13 protein-coding genes are annotated in these 14,567 nt (G+C 67.0%); 9 read left to right on the forward strand and 4 right to left on the reverse strand.

Going from position 1 to position 14,567, the window contains the following annotated elements:
* Positions 1–6 precede the first annotated feature (6 nt).
* Genes V6R86_RS11895 through V6R86_RS11905 form a run of 3 tightly spaced genes read right to left on the reverse strand, consistent with a single transcriptional unit; the run spans position 7 to position 3,474 of the window.
* Positions 7–1,161, reverse strand: a complete 1,155-nt coding sequence (locus V6R86_RS11895) for an RsmB/NOP family class I SAM-dependent RNA methyltransferase (RefSeq protein WP_338504765.1) — start codon at positions 1,159–1,161, stop codon at positions 7–9.
* Positions 1,162–1,164: 3 nt separating this feature from the next.
* Positions 1,165–2,643, reverse strand: coding sequence for an IMP dehydrogenase (guaB, locus tag V6R86_RS11900; protein ID WP_338504766.1), 1,479 nt, complete (start codon positions 2,641–2,643; stop codon positions 1,165–1,167).
* Positions 2,644–2,682: 39 nt separating this feature from the next.
* A complete protein-coding gene (locus V6R86_RS11905; RefSeq protein ID WP_338504767.1) occupies positions 2,683–3,474 on the reverse strand; it encodes a CoA ester lyase in 792 nt (263 codons plus the stop codon).
* A gap of 72 nt (positions 3,475–3,546) precedes the next feature.
* On the opposite strand from V6R86_RS11905, the gene V6R86_RS11910 reads away from it, so the two are divergent.
* The 5 genes from V6R86_RS11910 (at position 3,547) to V6R86_RS11930 (ending at position 9,068) form a co-directional block, all read left to right on the forward strand.
* Positions 3,547–4,518 carry an SPFH domain-containing protein gene (locus V6R86_RS11910; RefSeq protein WP_338504768.1) on the forward strand — a complete coding sequence of 324 codons (972 nt, stop codon included), beginning with the start codon at positions 3,547–3,549 and terminating at the stop codon, positions 4,516–4,518.
* The gene (locus V6R86_RS11915) at positions 4,518–4,967 is read left to right on the forward strand and encodes an NfeD family protein (protein WP_338504769.1); all 450 of its coding nucleotides are present in this window, start codon (positions 4,518–4,520) and stop codon (positions 4,965–4,967) included. The genes V6R86_RS11910 and V6R86_RS11915 overlap by 1 nt, the downstream gene beginning before the upstream one ends.
* On the forward strand, positions 4,964–6,823 hold the full coding sequence (locus tag V6R86_RS11920) for a DUF885 domain-containing protein (RefSeq protein ID WP_338504770.1): 1,860 nt from the start codon (positions 4,964–4,966) through the stop codon (positions 6,821–6,823). The genes V6R86_RS11915 and V6R86_RS11920 overlap by 4 nt, the downstream gene beginning before the upstream one ends.
* Positions 6,824–6,987: 164 nt before the next feature.
* The gene (locus V6R86_RS11925; RefSeq protein ID WP_338504771.1) at positions 6,988–8,055 is read left to right on the forward strand and encodes a DUF47 family protein; all 1,068 of its coding nucleotides are present in this window, start codon (positions 6,988–6,990) and stop codon (positions 8,053–8,055) included.
* On the forward strand, positions 8,055–9,068 hold the full coding sequence (locus V6R86_RS11930; protein ID WP_338504772.1) for an inorganic phosphate transporter: 1,014 nt from the start codon (positions 8,055–8,057) through the stop codon (positions 9,066–9,068). The genes V6R86_RS11925 and V6R86_RS11930 overlap by 1 nt, the downstream gene beginning before the upstream one ends.
* A 72-nt stretch (positions 9,069–9,140) precedes the next feature.
* Here the strand turns inward: V6R86_RS11930 and V6R86_RS11935 are convergent, their stop codons facing one another.
* Positions 9,141–10,769, reverse strand: a complete 1,629-nt coding sequence (locus V6R86_RS11935) for a phosphoenolpyruvate carboxykinase (protein ID WP_338504773.1) — start codon at positions 10,767–10,769, stop codon at positions 9,141–9,143.
* 147 nt (positions 10,770–10,916) lie between these two features.
* On the opposite strand from V6R86_RS11935, the gene V6R86_RS11940 reads away from it, so the two are divergent.
* The 4 genes from V6R86_RS11940 to rapZ are packed head-to-tail and all read left to right on the forward strand — an operon-like array spanning position 10,917 to position 14,566.
* Positions 10,917–11,642: a response regulator transcription factor gene (locus V6R86_RS11940; RefSeq protein ID WP_338504774.1), complete on the forward strand. Its 726-nt coding sequence runs from the start codon at positions 10,917–10,919 to the stop codon at positions 11,640–11,642.
* Positions 11,635–13,203 carry a sensor histidine kinase gene (locus V6R86_RS11945; protein ID WP_338504775.1) on the forward strand — a complete coding sequence of 523 codons (1,569 nt, stop codon included), beginning with the start codon at positions 11,635–11,637 and terminating at the stop codon, positions 13,201–13,203. Before V6R86_RS11940 ends, V6R86_RS11945 begins: the two co-directional genes overlap by 8 nt.
* Positions 13,200–13,634, forward strand: a complete 435-nt coding sequence (locus V6R86_RS11950; protein WP_338504776.1) for an HPr kinase/phosphatase C-terminal domain-containing protein — start codon at positions 13,200–13,202, stop codon at positions 13,632–13,634. The genes V6R86_RS11945 and V6R86_RS11950 overlap by 4 nt, the downstream gene beginning before the upstream one ends.
* A complete protein-coding gene (gene rapZ, locus V6R86_RS11955; protein WP_338504777.1) occupies positions 13,631–14,566 on the forward strand; it encodes an RNase adapter RapZ in 936 nt (311 codons plus the stop codon). The genes V6R86_RS11950 and rapZ overlap by 4 nt, the downstream gene beginning before the upstream one ends.
* Position 14,567: the final 1 nt, after the last annotated feature.

The raw sequence follows: 14,567 nt of genomic DNA on the forward strand, positions 1-14,567 counted from the left end.
TCGCCCTCATGTGGCACGGAACCGCGCGATGAAAAAGCCGTCGGTCCCATCATGTCCCGGCGTGAGAAGCCGGCCCATTCCGTCCAAACGCCCGACGTCCATGGGAGTATCCTCGGGCTCGAAGCCTGAATGGCGGCTGAGGAAGGCCTGCGCCTGATCGCGGCCTTCGCGGGCTAGGTGCGAGCAGACCGCATAGACAAGTGTCCCGCCCGGCCTCACCAGCGGCGCTGCAAGATCGAGCACGCGCATTTGCAGTTCCGCCAGCCGATCGAGCCGGTCGGGCGTCAGCCGCCAGCGTCCTTCCGGGTTGCGCCGCCACGTGCCCGAGCCCGAGCAGGGCGCATCGACCAGCACCAGATCGGCGGCACCGGACAGATCGGCCAGCCCTTCGGCCTCGCGCGGCTGGTCGAGCAGGCGGTTCTCAATTGCCGCCCCTGCCCGTTCGGCACGCGGCGCCAGTTTCGCCAGCCGCGCCCGGCTGGTGTCGCACGCGACGATCCGCGCGGCCGGATTGGCCGCCGCCAGCGCAAGCGCCTTGCCGCCCGCCCCTGCGCACAGATCCACCATGACCTCCCGCGCAGCCGGATCGCAGGCGAGTGCGATCAACTGGCTGCCTTCGTCCTGCACCTCGACCATGCCGTCGGCAAACGCCTCGTCGGTGCTGACCGCACTGTCGGCGGGCAAGCGCAGCCCCCACGGGCTGAGCGGCGTCGGCGCCGCACCGAAATGTGCCGCCATCTCGTCGCGGGTCGTGCGAGCAAGGTTGGCTCGCAGATCGACCGGCGCCCGCTCGACCAGCGCGGGCCATTCATCGGGCTCGACCAAAGGCGACAGCAGCGGCTGCACCCAGCGTGGCACCACGCCCTCCCCTGCCCGCGGCTCGTCGTCGCCGGCTAGCGCAGGACCATGCCCCTCGCCCCCGAACCACTCGCTGGCGATCGGCAACAGCGCCGCTCGCCCGCTCGCAGGGACTTCGGCGGAATGGCGGATCGCGCGGAATACCCACTCGCGCACGGCGCGGCGGTCCTTGGACCCGGCGTAGCGCCGCGTCTTGAAATAGGCCGACACAATCGCATCGGCCGGCGGGCCATCCTCCCGTGCCGAAGCGATCACCTGGTCGACGATCTCGATCGCCGCCTGCACCCGTGCTTGCGGAGTCACGGGTCAGCGCGTCGGGTAATTGGGGGCTTCCCGGGTGATCGCCACGTCGTGAACATGGCTTTCGCTAAGGCCAGCGCCGGTGATCCGGACGAACTTGGCACGGCGCTGCATCTCGGGAATCGTGCTCGACCCGGTGTAGCCCATCGCCGCCTTTACACCGCCGACCAGCTGGTGAACCACGTCGCGCACCGGGCCCTTGTAAGGCACCTGCCCCTCGATACCTTCGGGCACCAGCTTCATCGTATCCTTGATGTCCTGCTGGAAATAGCGGTCGGCCGACCCCCGGCTCATCGCGCCCAAGGAGCCCATACCGCGGTACGATTTGTAAGCGCGGCCGTGATACAGGAACTGCTCGCCCGGCGTCTCGTCGGTGCCGGCCAGCAGCGACCCGATCATCGCGCTCGACGCGCCTGCCGCCAGCGCCTTGGCAAGGTCGCCCGAAGTGCGGATGCCGCCGTCGGCGATCACCGGCACGCCCGCGTCGCGCGCCGCCGAACTCGCGGCCATGATGGCGGAAAGCTGCGGCACCCCGACGCCCGCGACGATCCGCGTGGTGCAGATCGATCCCGGCCCAATCCCGACCTTGATCGCGTCCGCGCCCGCATCGACCAGCGCCTTGGCGGCCTCGGCGGTGGCAACGTTGCCGGCGATCACCTGCACGCTGTTGGACGCCGACTTTACCCGCTCGACCGCGCGGGCAACGTCGATGTTGTGGCCATGCGCGGTGTCGATGACGATGCAATCGACCCCCGCCTCGATCAGCGCCGACGAGCGCTCCCAGCCCTTGTCCCCGACCGTAGAGGCAGCGGCGACGCGCAGGCGTCCCTCGGCATCCTTGGTCGCGTTGGGTGAGGCCACTGCCTTTTCGATATCCTTGACGGTGATCAGCCCGACGCAGCGCCCTGCCTCATCGGTCACGATCAGTTTTTCGATCCGCCGCTGGTGAAGCAGCCGCTGCGCTTCCTCGCGGCTGGTGCCGGGGGCAACGGTGGCAAGATTGTCGCGGGTCATCAGTTCGCTGACCGGCTGGGCGGGATTGCCGGCGAAACGCACGTCGCGGTTGGTCAGGATGCCGCACAACCGCCCGGAAGCCTCGACCACCGGAACGCCGCTGATCTTGTGCCGCTTCATCAACTCAAGCGCTTCGGCCAGCGTCTGGTCGGGGGCGAGGGTGAAGGGATTGACCACCATCCCGCTCTCGAACCGCTTGACGCTGCGCACCGCGTCGGCCTGCTCCTCGACGGTCAGGTTGCGGTGAAGCACCCCGATACCGCCCAGCTGCGCCATGGCGATCGCCATGTCGGCCTCGGTCACCGTGTCCATCGCGGACGAAGACAAGGGAATGTGCAGCTCGATGCCGCGGGTCAGGAAAGTGCGGGTATCGGCGTCCGACGGAAGCACGCTCGATTCGAGCGGCTGAAGGAGCACGTCGTCGAAGGTGAGACCCAGCGGGATGTCGTTGCTGAAGAGAAGATCGGCCATGCGCGCACTTGGCGGCTGGAGCACGATTCGGCAAGGGGTCTAGCGCGCCAGAAGCCGCTCCGCAGCCTCGACGTGCATGCGTTCGATCATCTCGCCCTCGAAGCGCTGCGCCCCGCCACTTGCCGCCGCGACCAGCCGCTCGGCCCGCGCCCGCTCCGCCTCGCTCGGCGCGAACGCCGCCTTGCACGGCGCAATCTGCGACGGGTGGATCAGCGTCTTGCCATCGAAGCCCAAGGCGCGGCTCTCCGCCGCTTCCGCCGCAAATCCATCGGCGTCGTCGAGCTTGTTGAACACCCCGTCGAAGCACGGCCGATCCGCCGCTCGCGCGGCCAGCACGATCGTCTGAAGCGCCGTCTGCAACGACCCTCGCCCTGCTCCCGCCGGAAGCCGCAGGCTCGCCGCGAGGTCGTTGGTCCCCGCGATCAACGCCGCGCAGCGCGGGGCGAGGTCCGCCGCCGCCAGGACACCTCGCGCCGTCTCGATCATCGCCGCGACCGGCAGATGACCGATCGCGGCGATTTCCTCGACGTGACCGCGTTTTTCGACACGCGGCACAACCACTAGGTCGGCTCGCGCATGGCGCAGCGCGTCGAGATCCGCGGCGTGCCACGGCGTGCCCTCGCCATTGATCCGCACCGCCACCGGGCAGCGCCACGGCGTCTCCAGCGCCGCTACCGCCGCCGTCCGGGCGCTTTCCTTGTCCCCGGCTGCGACGGCATCCTCAAGGTCGAGGATGACGAGATCAGCCGCGCTCTCTCGCGCCTTGGCGATCGCTCCCGGCCGGCTGGCAGGCAGAAACAACACCGCCGGGCGGCCGAACAGGTTCAGCATGCCGCCGATTTCGCTTCGCTAGGAACCTCAAGCCGGGCATGATGCGGAGGCCGAATTCGTCCGGGGGACCCCATGCTTGAGACCTTTCTTCTGTTTGTCGTGGCCTTGGTGCTGCTGTTCGTCATGGCCAGCATCAAGATCGTCCACCAGGGCCATCGCTACACGATCGAGCATTTCGGCCGCTTCGTCCGCGTCGCCGACCCCGGCTTCAACTTCGTCCCCGCCTTTTTCTACCGCGTCGGGCGCAAGATCAACATGATGGAACAGGTGCTCGATATTCCGGGGCAGGAGATCATCACCAAGGACAACGCCATGGTGTCGGTCGACGGCGTGGTGTTCTTCCAGGTGCTTGACCCTGCCCGCGCCGCCTATGAAGTGAGCGACCTTTACACCGCGATCATGGCGCTTTCGACTACGAACCTGCGCACCGTGATGGGCTCGATGGACCTCGACGAGACTCTGTCCAAGCGCGATGAGATCAATGTCCGGCTGCTCCAGGTGGTCGATCAGGCCACCGAAAGCTGGGGTGTCAAGATCACCCGCGTCGAATTGAAGGACATTCGCCCGCCCGCCGACATCGTCAACGCCATGACCCGCCAGATGAAGGCCGAACGCGAGAAGCGCGCCGCCATTCTCGAAAGCGAAGGTATGCGCGCTTCCGAGATCCTGCGCGCCGAGGGCGAAAAGCAGGCCAAGATCCTTCAGGCCGAGGGCCTCAAGGAAGCCGCCTTCCGGGAAGCCGAGTCGCGCGAGCGCGCCGCGCAGGCCGAGGCGTCGGCGACCAAGTCGGTCAGCGACGCGATCGCCGACGGCAACACCCAGGCGATCAATTATTTCATCGCCCAGAAATATGTCGAAGCGCTCGCCGCCTTCGCCAATTCGCCCAACGCCAAGACCATCCTGATGCCGGTCGAGGCGACCCAGCTGGTCGGCAGCCTCGGCGGGATCGGCGAGATCGCCAAGGCCGCGTTCGGCAAGGATGAGCCGGCCGCTCCCGCGCAGCCCGCCAAGCCGCGCGTCGTGCCGGGCCTGCCGCAAGCGTGATGAACGGGATCGACATGGGCTGGTGGTGGCTGATCGGCGGCGTGCTGCTGCTCATCGCCGAAGTGCTGGCACCCGGCTTCTTCCTGCTGTTCATCGGCATCGCGGCGATGGTGACGGGCGTGTTCGTCCTGTTGTTCGGGTTCGGCCTTGCGCCCGCACTCGCGCTGTTCGCCATCTACACCGCGCTTGCGGTCTATCTTGGCCGCAAGGTCTATGCGAACCGACCGGTCCCGTCCTCGGCCCGTCATCTCAACGACCGATCGGCACAACTGATCGGTCGCAGCGCGGTGGCGGTGACCTCGATCGACGAGCATGGCGGGCGCGTTCGCCTTGGTGACGGCGAATGGAGCGCGCGCGGCGCAGCGGTCCAGCCGGGCGAGCGGGTCGAAATCATTGGAGTCGAAGGCAATTGCCTGATCGTGGAGGCCGCGCCTAAGCTGGGCGCATGACCTCCCTCACCCGCCGTCAGGCTCTCGTCGCCGCTGCTTCCACCACCGCGCTCACCGCCTGTGCGGTCCGAACGACCGGCGCCGTGGCGTCGGCCGCCGGTTCCGGCCCGCGGATCGATGAATCGCAAGCGACCGCTCTGCTCGACTCGGTTGCGGCCAACCTCCTCGCCTTTTCGCCCGAAAGCGCGACCACGCTCGGCATCGACAAGGGCGGTAACGCCGCGCTGCGCTCGCAACTGTCGGACCGGTCGCCCGCGGGGCAGGCCCGCCTTGCCGCGGTGATCCGCTCCGACCTAGCGCGGGTGAACGCCGTCGACCTCTCCGCCCTCGCCCCGTCGAGCCGCACCAGCATCGAAGTCGTCCGCAGCGCCTATAATGCCGCGTCCCAAGGCTTCGCCCAGCCTTATGGCGACGTCGCGGTCGGGGGCTGGCGCAACAGCCCGTATGTCGTGATCCAGAACGTTGGCGCCTATCTCGACCTGCCGCGCTTCATGGACTCCGATCATCAGATCGAAACCGCGGTCGACGCCGAAGCCTATCTTTCCCGCCTCGCCGCCGCCCCGGCACAGCTCGACGGCGAAACCGTCCGTATCGTCGCCGCGCGCGAAAAGGGCCTCGTCCCGCCGTCCTTCCTCCTCGACAAGGCGTTGCCCCAGCTTCGCCAGTCGCTCACCGGCGCGCGCGGCGGTGGCACTTTGGTCGAATCGATCGTCCGCCGTACCCGCGAAAAGAACATCCCCGGCGACTGGGAAGCCCGTGCCCGCGCCATCGTCGCCGGGCCCTATGCCGCGGCGCTGGAACGCCAGATCGCCGAGCTCGAGCGCCAGCGCGCCGTCGCCAGCGCGGCCCCCGGCATGGCCGCCCGCCCCGGTGGAAGCGATTATTACCGCTGGGCGCTCAAGGCTTCGACAACCACCAACCTGTCGCCCGAGGAGATCCACCAGATCGGCCTGACCGAGCTGCGCGAGCTGCAGGGCCGGATGGACCCGATCCTCAAGAGCCTCGGCTACACGCAAGGATCGGTCGGCACTCGGATGCAGGCCCTCGGCCGCGATCCGCGCTACAAATTCTCCGATGGCGACAAGGGTCGTGCCGAGATCGTCGCCTTTATCCAGGAACGGCTGAAGCTGGTCCGCGCCAAGCTGCCGCAGATGTTCCACACCCTTGTCCGCGGCAATCTCGAGGTTCGCCGCCTGCCCCCGGAAGAAGAACCCGGCGCGCCCGGCGCGTACGGCGGGGCGGGCTCGATCGACGGCTCGATCCCCGGCAAGATGTGGATCAACCTGCGGACCACCGAACTCCACACCAAGTTCGACCTGCCCGACCTCACCCACCACGAGGCGATCCCCGGTCACGTGTGGCAGGGCGAATATGCCAACAAGCTGCCGCTGATCCGCACCATGCTCGCCTTCAATGCCTATTCCGAAGGCTGGGCGCTCTATGCGCAGCAGCTGGCGGACGAGTTCGGCCTCTACGATGACTTCCCCGCCGGCCGTCTCGGCTACCTCCAGGGCATCGCCTTCCGCGCCTGCCGGCTGGTGGTCGACACCGGCCTCCACGCCAAGGGCTGGAGCCGCGAGCAGGCGGTGCGCTTCTTCATGGACGAGAACGGCACCAAGGAGCCCGAAGCCCGCTCCGAGGTCGACCGCTATTGCAGCTGGCCGGGCCAGGCCTGCGGCTACAAGATCGGCCACACCGCCATCAACCGCCAGCGCACTCGCGCCCAGACGGCGCTCGGGGGCAAGTTCGACATTCGCTTCTTCAACGATGCGGTGCTGCTCGGCGGTAACGTGCCGATGGACGTCCTCGCGCTCAACGTCGGCGAGTATATCCGCTCGAACGGGGGCACGGCCTGAGCCCTCACGGGGCTTGGATTTCTGTCATCTCACTGTAATGGGCCTGTAACAATGCGGCTCGGCCTCACGGCCGGCCGCATCCTCGTGCCAGGATCCCGACAATTCGCCAGATAGCCGCCCTGCCCTATCGCTCGCGAGGAAACGGGCTAGATTCCCCCGTCCATGTGCTCCTTGTCACCAGCCGCGAAAGCAAGCGCTGGGTGATCCCCAAGGGCAACCCGATGGGCAAGCTCCAGCCGCACGTCGCCGCCGCGCTCGAAGCCGAGGAAGAAGCCGGCGTGCGCGGCGCGGTCTGCCCGCTTCCTCTCGGTTCCTACCGTTACCGCAAGCGGCGCAAGACAGGCGCCAGCCTGATGCTGGACGTCGATGTCTATCCCCTGTCGGTCGCCGAAGAGCTGCCCGACTGGAAGGAAGCGGGCGAGCGGACCCGCCGGTGGTTCACCCTCGCCGATGCCGCCAACGCGGTCGAGGAAGAGGATCTGGCCGACCTCATCCGCTCCTTCAACGCCGCCGAGTTCAATTCCGCGATCCGGCGCCCGACGTTGCTGTCCGCCGTTCTCGAAAAATCCAAGGTAGGTCCGATGTTCGCCTGGTTTCAGAAGCTCCTGCCCCAGACGGGCAATTTCTTCGAATTGTTCGAAGCCCATTCGCAAAGCGTGGTCGGTGCCGCACAGGCACTGAGCCGCCTGTTCAACGAGGGCTCGGCGCGCGACGAGCATATCCGCGAGATCGGCGAGCGCGAGCAGGATGCCGACAACATCATCCGGGAGACCTTGGGCACCGTCCGCCGCACCTTCCTGACCCCGTTCGATCGCGGTTCGATCACTTCGCTCATCTCGGCGATGGACGATGCGATCGACGAGATGCAGGCCGCCGCCAATGCGGTCGACCTCTACGGCTTCACCGACTTCGAGCCCGAGATGCGCGACATGGTCGGGATCATTGTCGATTCGGGCCGCCTGCTGGCCGAAGCGCTGCCGCTGCTGCGCGATGTCGGCGGCAATGCCGGCCGCCTGCACGAACTGACCGAGCGGCTGGTCCGGATGGAAGGCCATGCCGACGAGATCCACCGCGCCGGTCTCAGAAACGCGTTTCAGCGGTTCGGAAGCGACCCCGCCGGGGCCATGCGATTCACCGTGCGCCGCGAAATCTACAAGCATCTCGAGCGGATCGTAGATGCGTTCGAGGATGTCGCGAACGAGATCGACAGCATCGTCATCGATCACGCCTAATGCACGAGCTTGCATTTCCGCTGCTGGTCGGCCTGATCATCGTCGCCCTGGCGTTCGACGTCCTGAACGGCCTGCACGACGCCGCCAATTCGATCGCCACGGTGGTCGCGACGCGGCTGCTGGGGCCGGTGCAGGCGGTGGCGTTTGCCGCCTTTTTCAATTTCGCGGCGTACTTTCTGACGCTGGCGTTTCCCGCGCTGCACAAGGTGGCCGACACGATCGGGAAGGGGTTGATCGACAAGGACCTCGTCACGCCATCGGTGGTGTTCGCGGCGCTGATCGGGGCGATGTTCTGGAACATCGTGACCTGGCTGAAAGGCATTCCGAGTTCGTCCAGTCACGCGCTGGTCGGCGGAATGGTCGGTGCGGGGCTTGCCTCCGCCGGGCTCGGCACCATCCAGTGGAGCGGGGTCAGCAAGACCTTGCTGTTCATCCCCCTCGCCCCTTTGCTCGGCATGGTGATGGCGATGGCGGTGATGCTGCTGTCGTCGTGGCTGGCGCAGCGGGCATCGAACCGCGGCGCCGACAAGAGTTTTCGCCGCCTGCACCTCGTGTCGTCCGCGGCTTATTCGCTCGGCCACGGGCTGAACGACGCGCAAAAGACGATGGGCATCATTACCGTGCTGTTGTTCTCGACTGGCTACCTGCAGGGCGATTTTGAGGTGCCGCACTGGGTCGCGATCAGCTGTTATATCGCGATCGGGCTCGGCACGCTGACCGGCGGGTGGAAAATCATCGAAACGATGGGCAGCCGGATCACCAAGCTCGACCAGCATCAGGGTTTTTCGGCCTCGGCCGGCGGGTCGGTAATGTTGTTCGGCGCGAGCCTGTTCGGCATTCCCGTGTCGACCACCCACACCATCACCGGGGCGGTGATTGGGGCCGGCGTCGCCCGCCGCGCCAGCGCGGTCCGCTGGGGCGTGGCGCAAAGCGTCATCATGGCGTGGATCATCACCATTCCCGCCAGCGCCACCGTCGCGGCGCTGATCTATTTGCTGACCCGGCTGTTCTAGCGGCATCGGCAAACGAAAAGGGCGGACCGTCATGCCGACGGCCCGCCCTCTTTTGATTCGGAGCGGCAGCGCTCAGGCCGGTTGAGCGACCTTCGGTTGGCACTGGCGGACGCCTTCTTCGACATGCTCCGCGAACTGCTCGAAATTGTCGCAGAACAGATCGACCAGCTTGGCCGCGGTGCGGTCGAACTCGTCCTTGTCGGCCCAGGTCGAGCGCGGGTCGAGAATGCCGTCGTCGACGCCCGGCACCGACACCGGCACGTCAAAGCCGAACAGCGGATCCTTGCGGAATTCGGCGTTGTTCAAGCTGCCGTCGAGCGCGGCGTTGAGCAGCGCGCGGGTCGCCTTGATCGGCATCCGCTTGCCGGTGCCATACTTGCCGCCAGTCCAGCCGGTGTTGACCAGCCAGCAGGTTACCCCGCCCTTGGCGATCCGCTCCTTTAGGAGGTTTCCGTAAACGCTCGGATGACGCGGCATGAACGGCGCGCCGAAGCAGGTCGAGAAGGTGGCTTCAGGCTCGGTCACGCCGATTTCGGTGCCCGCGACCTTGGCGGTGTAGCCCGACAGGAAGTGGAACATCGCCTGGTCGGCGGTGAGGCGGGCGATCGGCGGCAGCACGCCGAACGCGTCGGCGGTCAGCATGATGATGGTCTGCGGCACCGGCCCCATGTTCTTTTCGGAAGAATTGGGGATGAAGTCGATCGGATAGGCGCCGCGGCTGTTTTCGGCGAGGCTGTTGTCGTCGAGGTCGAGCTCGCGCGTTTCGGGGTCCATGACCACGTTCTCGAGCACGGTGCCGAAGCGTTTGGTGGTGGCGAAGATTTCCGGCTCGGCTTCCTCGCTGAGGCGGATCATCTTGGCGTAGCAACCGCCTTCAAAATTGAAGACCGCGGTGTCCGACCAGCCATGCTCGTCGTCGCCGATGAGCGTGCGGTTGGGGTCGGCCGACAGCGTGGTCTTGCCGGTGCCGCTGAGCCCGAAGAACACCGCCGTGTCGCCGTCCGGACCGATGTTGGCCGAGCAGTGCATCGGCATGATGCCGTCCTGCGGCAGGAGGTAGTTCAAGAGGCCGAACACCGACTTCTTCATCTCACCGCCATATTCGGTGCCGCCGATCAGGATGAGCTTCTTGGTAAGGTTGATCGCGATCACGGTTTCCGAACGGCAGCCGTGACGCTCGGGGTCGGCGCGGAAACTGGGCAGGTCGATGATGGTGTAATCGGGCGCGAAGTCCGCCAGCTGCTCGCCTTCGGGGCGGACCAGCATGGTGCGGATGAATAGGTTGTGCCACGCATATTCGTTGACGACCCGCACCTTGACCCGGTGCTCGGGCTGCGAGCCGCCGAACAGGTCGGCGACGAACAGCTCCTGCTTGTCACCGAGGGCGGCGAGAAAGTCTTCGTACAGGCGGTCGAACGCGGCCGGGTCCATCGGCTTGTTCGACTTGCCCCACCAGATGTTGTTTTCGGTGGTCTCGTCGCGGACGATGAAGCGATCCTGCGCGCTGCGGCCGGTGTGGCGGCCGGTCTTGACGACCAGCGGGCCGTCCTTGGCGATCATGCCTTCGTTGCGGGCGAGCGCGGCTTCATAAAGGCGCGCAGTGACGAGATTCCAGTGGAGGGTGGCCGACGTCGCGATACCCTGCGAGTCGAGGCCGAAGGAAGGAACCCTATTCGTCACGTCTGATTTCCCTTTGCTCATGGGCGAGCGGCGGCCGGCCCCAGGATGGAAGCCGCCGCCGCATACGTATGCGGTGAGATGAACCGCCTATGCCCGCAAAAGGTTGCGAGCGTCAAACCGGCCTCACGCCTTGAAGCGTTGTGGGACACTGGGCTAGGCGCTGACCCCATGTCCGCTCCCGTGATCGCGCTGGTCGACGACGACCGGAACATCCTGACGTCGGTCTCGATCGCCCTGCAGGCCGAGGGTTTCGTCACCCGGCTGTATCCGGACGGGACGAGTGCGCTGAAGGCGCTTGGCGACAATCCGGCGGACCTTGGCGTGTTCGACATCAAGATGCCGGGCATGGACGGCCTTGCCCTGCTGTCGGCGCTTCGTGCGGGCGGCGGCTCTGCGGCGGCGATGCCGGTTATCTTCCTGACCTCCAAGGACGAGGAGCAGGACGAAGCGCATGGCCTTGCCGCCGGGGCCGACGACTATATCGCCAAGCCGTTCAGCCAGCGCCTGCTGATCGCGCGGATCAGGGCCATCCTGCGGCGCGCGGACATGAATCGCACTGCGGCGTCGGACCATGAAGAAGACGGCGCCGCGCCCGTCATCGAGCGCGGCCGTTTGCGGCTGGACCCGGCGCGGCATCAAGTGATGTGGGACGGCCGGCCGGTCACCCTAACCGTGACTGAATTCCTGATCCTCGAAACGCTCGCCCAGCGGCCCGGCGTGGTCAAGAACCGCAACCAGTTGCTCGACGTCGCTTATCAGGAAGACGTGTTCGTCGACGACCGCACCATCGACAGTCACATCAAGCGCATCCGCCGCAAGTTCCGCGCCGCCGATCCGCAGTTCGACGCCATCGAAACGCTGTACGGCGTCGGCTACCGTTTCAGCGATGGCTGAGCCCACCGCCGGCTTTTCGCCGCGCCTCAAGATGCCGTGGCGGCTGTCGCGCCGCATCCTCGGCGTCAATCTTATCATCCTGCTGGTGCTCGCGCTGGCGCTGCTGTTTCTCGACAGCTTCCGCAATCAGTTGCGCGACGAGCGGCAGGCGCAGACCAGCACTCTAGCCGAATTGGCGGCCACCGCGGTCCCGAAGATCGCGCCGGACGACGTGCCGATGCTGCTGGGCGACATCGGCGGGGCGACCGGAGCACGGGTCCGGCTCTACGGACGCGATGGAAAGCTCAGGCAGGATAGCTGGCGGGTTACGCAGCCGAGCTACCGCCTGCGCGATCCGGCGACCCAGGGCTGGGCCAAGGAAGCGGCGCGTGCGCTCGATCGCGCGTTCAATTTCGCCGTTGGCGAGCGCACGGTGCCCGATTTCGTCGAGCCTGCGGTGGACGAAATGCAGGCCTGGCCCGAGGCGCTTCGAGCCCTGCGGACCGGGCAGACGACCTCGGTCGTGCGCAATGCTCCGGACCTTACCCCCGTGTTGTCCGCCGCCGCCCGCACGACGAGCGGCGAAGTCGTGCTGGTCACCGCCAACGATCGCAACTTCACCCGCACCGTGCGGCAGGAGCGGACCAAGCTGGGCCTCGGCCTGCTCGGCGCCGCGCTCTTCTCCCTGCTGCTATCCCTGTTCCTGGCCCGCACCATCGCCCGCCCCCTGCGCCGGCTGGCGCTTGCCGCGCACCGGGTGCGGCTGGGCCGGTCGCGCGAGGTCAATGTGCCGCGGTTCAACCGCCGCAAGGACGAAATCGGAATGCTGTCCCGCGCCGTCAGCGACATGAGCCAGGCGCTGCGTCAGCGGATGGACAATCTCGACGCCTTCGCGGCCGATGTGACCCACGAGCTCAAGAACCCCCTCGCCTCGCTCCGAAGCGCCGTAGACGGGCTCGACCGCATCGAGGATCCGGCGCTTCGCCATCAACTCCTCGACGTGGTGCGGCAGGACGTCCTTCGGCTCGACCGCCTGGTCGGCGACATCGGCGAAGCGGCGCGCACCGACGCCGAGCTTGCGCGTAGTGCGTTCGAGCCGGTCGATCTTGGCACGCTCGTCGGCCAGATCTGCCACGGATGGGAAGAACGACGGCTGACCGGCAATGTCCGGATCGCCTTTGCTCGGCCCCGCGCCGCCAGCGCCATCGTGATGGCCGAACCGAACCGGCTTGCCCGCGCGATCGATAATCTGATCGACAATGCGGTCAGCTTCTCGCCGCCGGGCGGGCTGGTCGAGGTGGCGGTTGCGGCGGTCGGCGACAACGTCCGCATCCGCATCGACGACGAAGGGCCCGGCGTTCCCGCGGCTTCGCGTGAAGCCATCTTTAATCGCTTCGTTTCAGTAAGGCCAGAGAGTGGCGAATTCGGTCGTCATTCGGGGCTTGGCCTTGCGATCGCCCGCGCGATCGTGAAGGGCCATGACGGGGAGATTGACGTGGCCGACCGCGACGACGCGCCTTCGGGCGCCCGCTTCACCATCTGCCTTCCGGCCGCCGCCGGAAGCGAAGGGGCAGAAGCATGAGCCTGCGCCTGTCGAGCGAGACCCTGCATGCCAGCACGGTGGCCCTGAACGGCCGCGCGGTGTTGATCACGGGCATTTCGGGGTCGGGCAAATCCGACCTTGCGCTGCAATTGATCGATCGCGGCTTCACCCTCGTATCGGACGACCAGACCATTGTTCAGAAGCGGGGGACCCGGCTGCACGCCGCAGCGCCCGCCACCATTCGCGGCAAGCTCGAAATCCGCGGTCTCGGGATCGTCGCAACGCCGGTGGTCGAGGATGTCGCCGTGGCGCTGGTGGTCGAGTTGGCAAGCGATATCCAGCGCTTTCCCAGCGACTCGCGCGAGCGGATGATCTGCGGGCTTGCCGTGCCCTTGATCAGCGTCGACGCGCGCACCGCGTCGGCGGCGGCCAAGGTGTCGCTGGCGCTCGACCGCTTTGGGCTGACATGAGCGACCGGCGGCAGCAGGGCTCGGACAGGCTGCCACGCCTGCTGCTCGTCACCGGCATGTCCGGGGCGGGTAAATCCTCGACGCTCGGTGTGCTCGAGGACATGGGGTGGGACACGGTGGACAATCTGCCGACGTCGCTGCTCCACGATTTCGTTCATCGCGCGGACCGCTCGGGCTCGTCCGCCAACGTCGCGGTCGGCATGGACGTCCGCAGCCGCGGGTTCGATCCGCATGCCTTGCCCTCGCTGGTGCATTCGGTCCCCGGCGTCCGGCCCGAGATCCTGTTCCTCGATGCCACCGGGGCCGAGCTGATCCGCCGCTATGGCGAAACCCGCCGCCGCCATCCCCTGGCACCCGACCGCCCGGCCGAGGACGGCATCGCGCGGGAGCGCACGCTCACCGCCGCGCTTCGCCTTGGTGCTGACGCGGTGCTCGACACGACCGACTTCAAGCCCGCCGACCTGCGCGACGAATTGCGCCGGCGCTATGGCGAGGAAAGCGATGAATTGGTCGTAACGCTGACGAGCTTCGGCTTCGCCCGAGGCATCAGCCGCACCGCCGACCTCGTGTTCGACCTGCGCTTCCTCCCCAATCCGCACTGGGTGGACGAGCTTCGCCCGCTGACCGGCGCCGACGCGCCCGTCGCGAATTTCGTCGCCGCGCAGGACGGGTGGGACGAGTTCATGGGCCGCACCGAAGAGCTGCTCGCCTTCCTGCTTCCGCGCTATTGGGAGGCCGGCAAGGCCTATGTCGGCGTGGCCTTCGGCTGTACCGGCGGGAGACATCGTTCGGTGGCTGCGGCGCTTGGCATGGGCAAGCGGTTGCGTGCGCGCGGCTTTTCGCCGAATATCCGGCACCGAGACCTAGCGCTTCGCCCCGATGATTCTCTTGAACTGGGCCAGTCGCGCATCGAAGGACCTGAGAAGCGCTGAA

It is taken from the genome of Sphingomonas kaistensis (assembly GCF_036884275.1).
GTDB lineage: Bacteria > Pseudomonadota > Alphaproteobacteria > Sphingomonadales > Sphingomonadaceae > Sphingomicrobium > Sphingomicrobium kaistense_A.

Coding starts and splice junctions, on each gene's coding strand:
- V6R86_RS11940 (WP_338504774.1), top strand. CDS start 10,917: ATGTCCGCTCCCGTGATCGCGCTGGTCGACGACGACCGGAACATCCTG.
- V6R86_RS11920 (WP_338504770.1), top strand. CDS start 4,964: ATGACCTCCCTCACCCGCCGTCAGGCTCTCGTCGCCGCTGCTTCCACC.
- V6R86_RS11905 (WP_338504767.1), bottom strand. CDS start 3,474: ATGCTGAACCTGTTCGGCCGCCCGGCGGTGTTGTTTCTGCCTGCCAGC.
- guaB (WP_338504766.1), bottom strand. CDS start 2,643: ATGGCCGATCTTCTCTTCAGCAACGACATCCCGCTGGGTCTCACCTTC.
- rapZ (WP_338504777.1), top strand. CDS start 13,631: ATGAGCGACCGGCGGCAGCAGGGCTCGGACAGGCTGCCACGCCTGCTG.
- V6R86_RS11930 (WP_338504772.1), top strand. CDS start 8,055: ATGCACGAGCTTGCATTTCCGCTGCTGGTCGGCCTGATCATCGTCGCC.
- V6R86_RS11910 (WP_338504768.1), top strand. CDS start 3,547: ATGCTTGAGACCTTTCTTCTGTTTGTCGTGGCCTTGGTGCTGCTGTTC.
- V6R86_RS11945 (WP_338504775.1), top strand. CDS start 11,635: ATGGCTGAGCCCACCGCCGGCTTTTCGCCGCGCCTCAAGATGCCGTGG.
- V6R86_RS11915 (WP_338504769.1), top strand. CDS start 4,518: ATGAACGGGATCGACATGGGCTGGTGGTGGCTGATCGGCGGCGTGCTG.
- V6R86_RS11950 (WP_338504776.1), top strand. CDS start 13,200: ATGAGCCTGCGCCTGTCGAGCGAGACCCTGCATGCCAGCACGGTGGCC.
- V6R86_RS11935 (WP_338504773.1), bottom strand. CDS start 10,769: ATGAGCAAAGGGAAATCAGACGTGACGAATAGGGTTCCTTCCTTCGGC.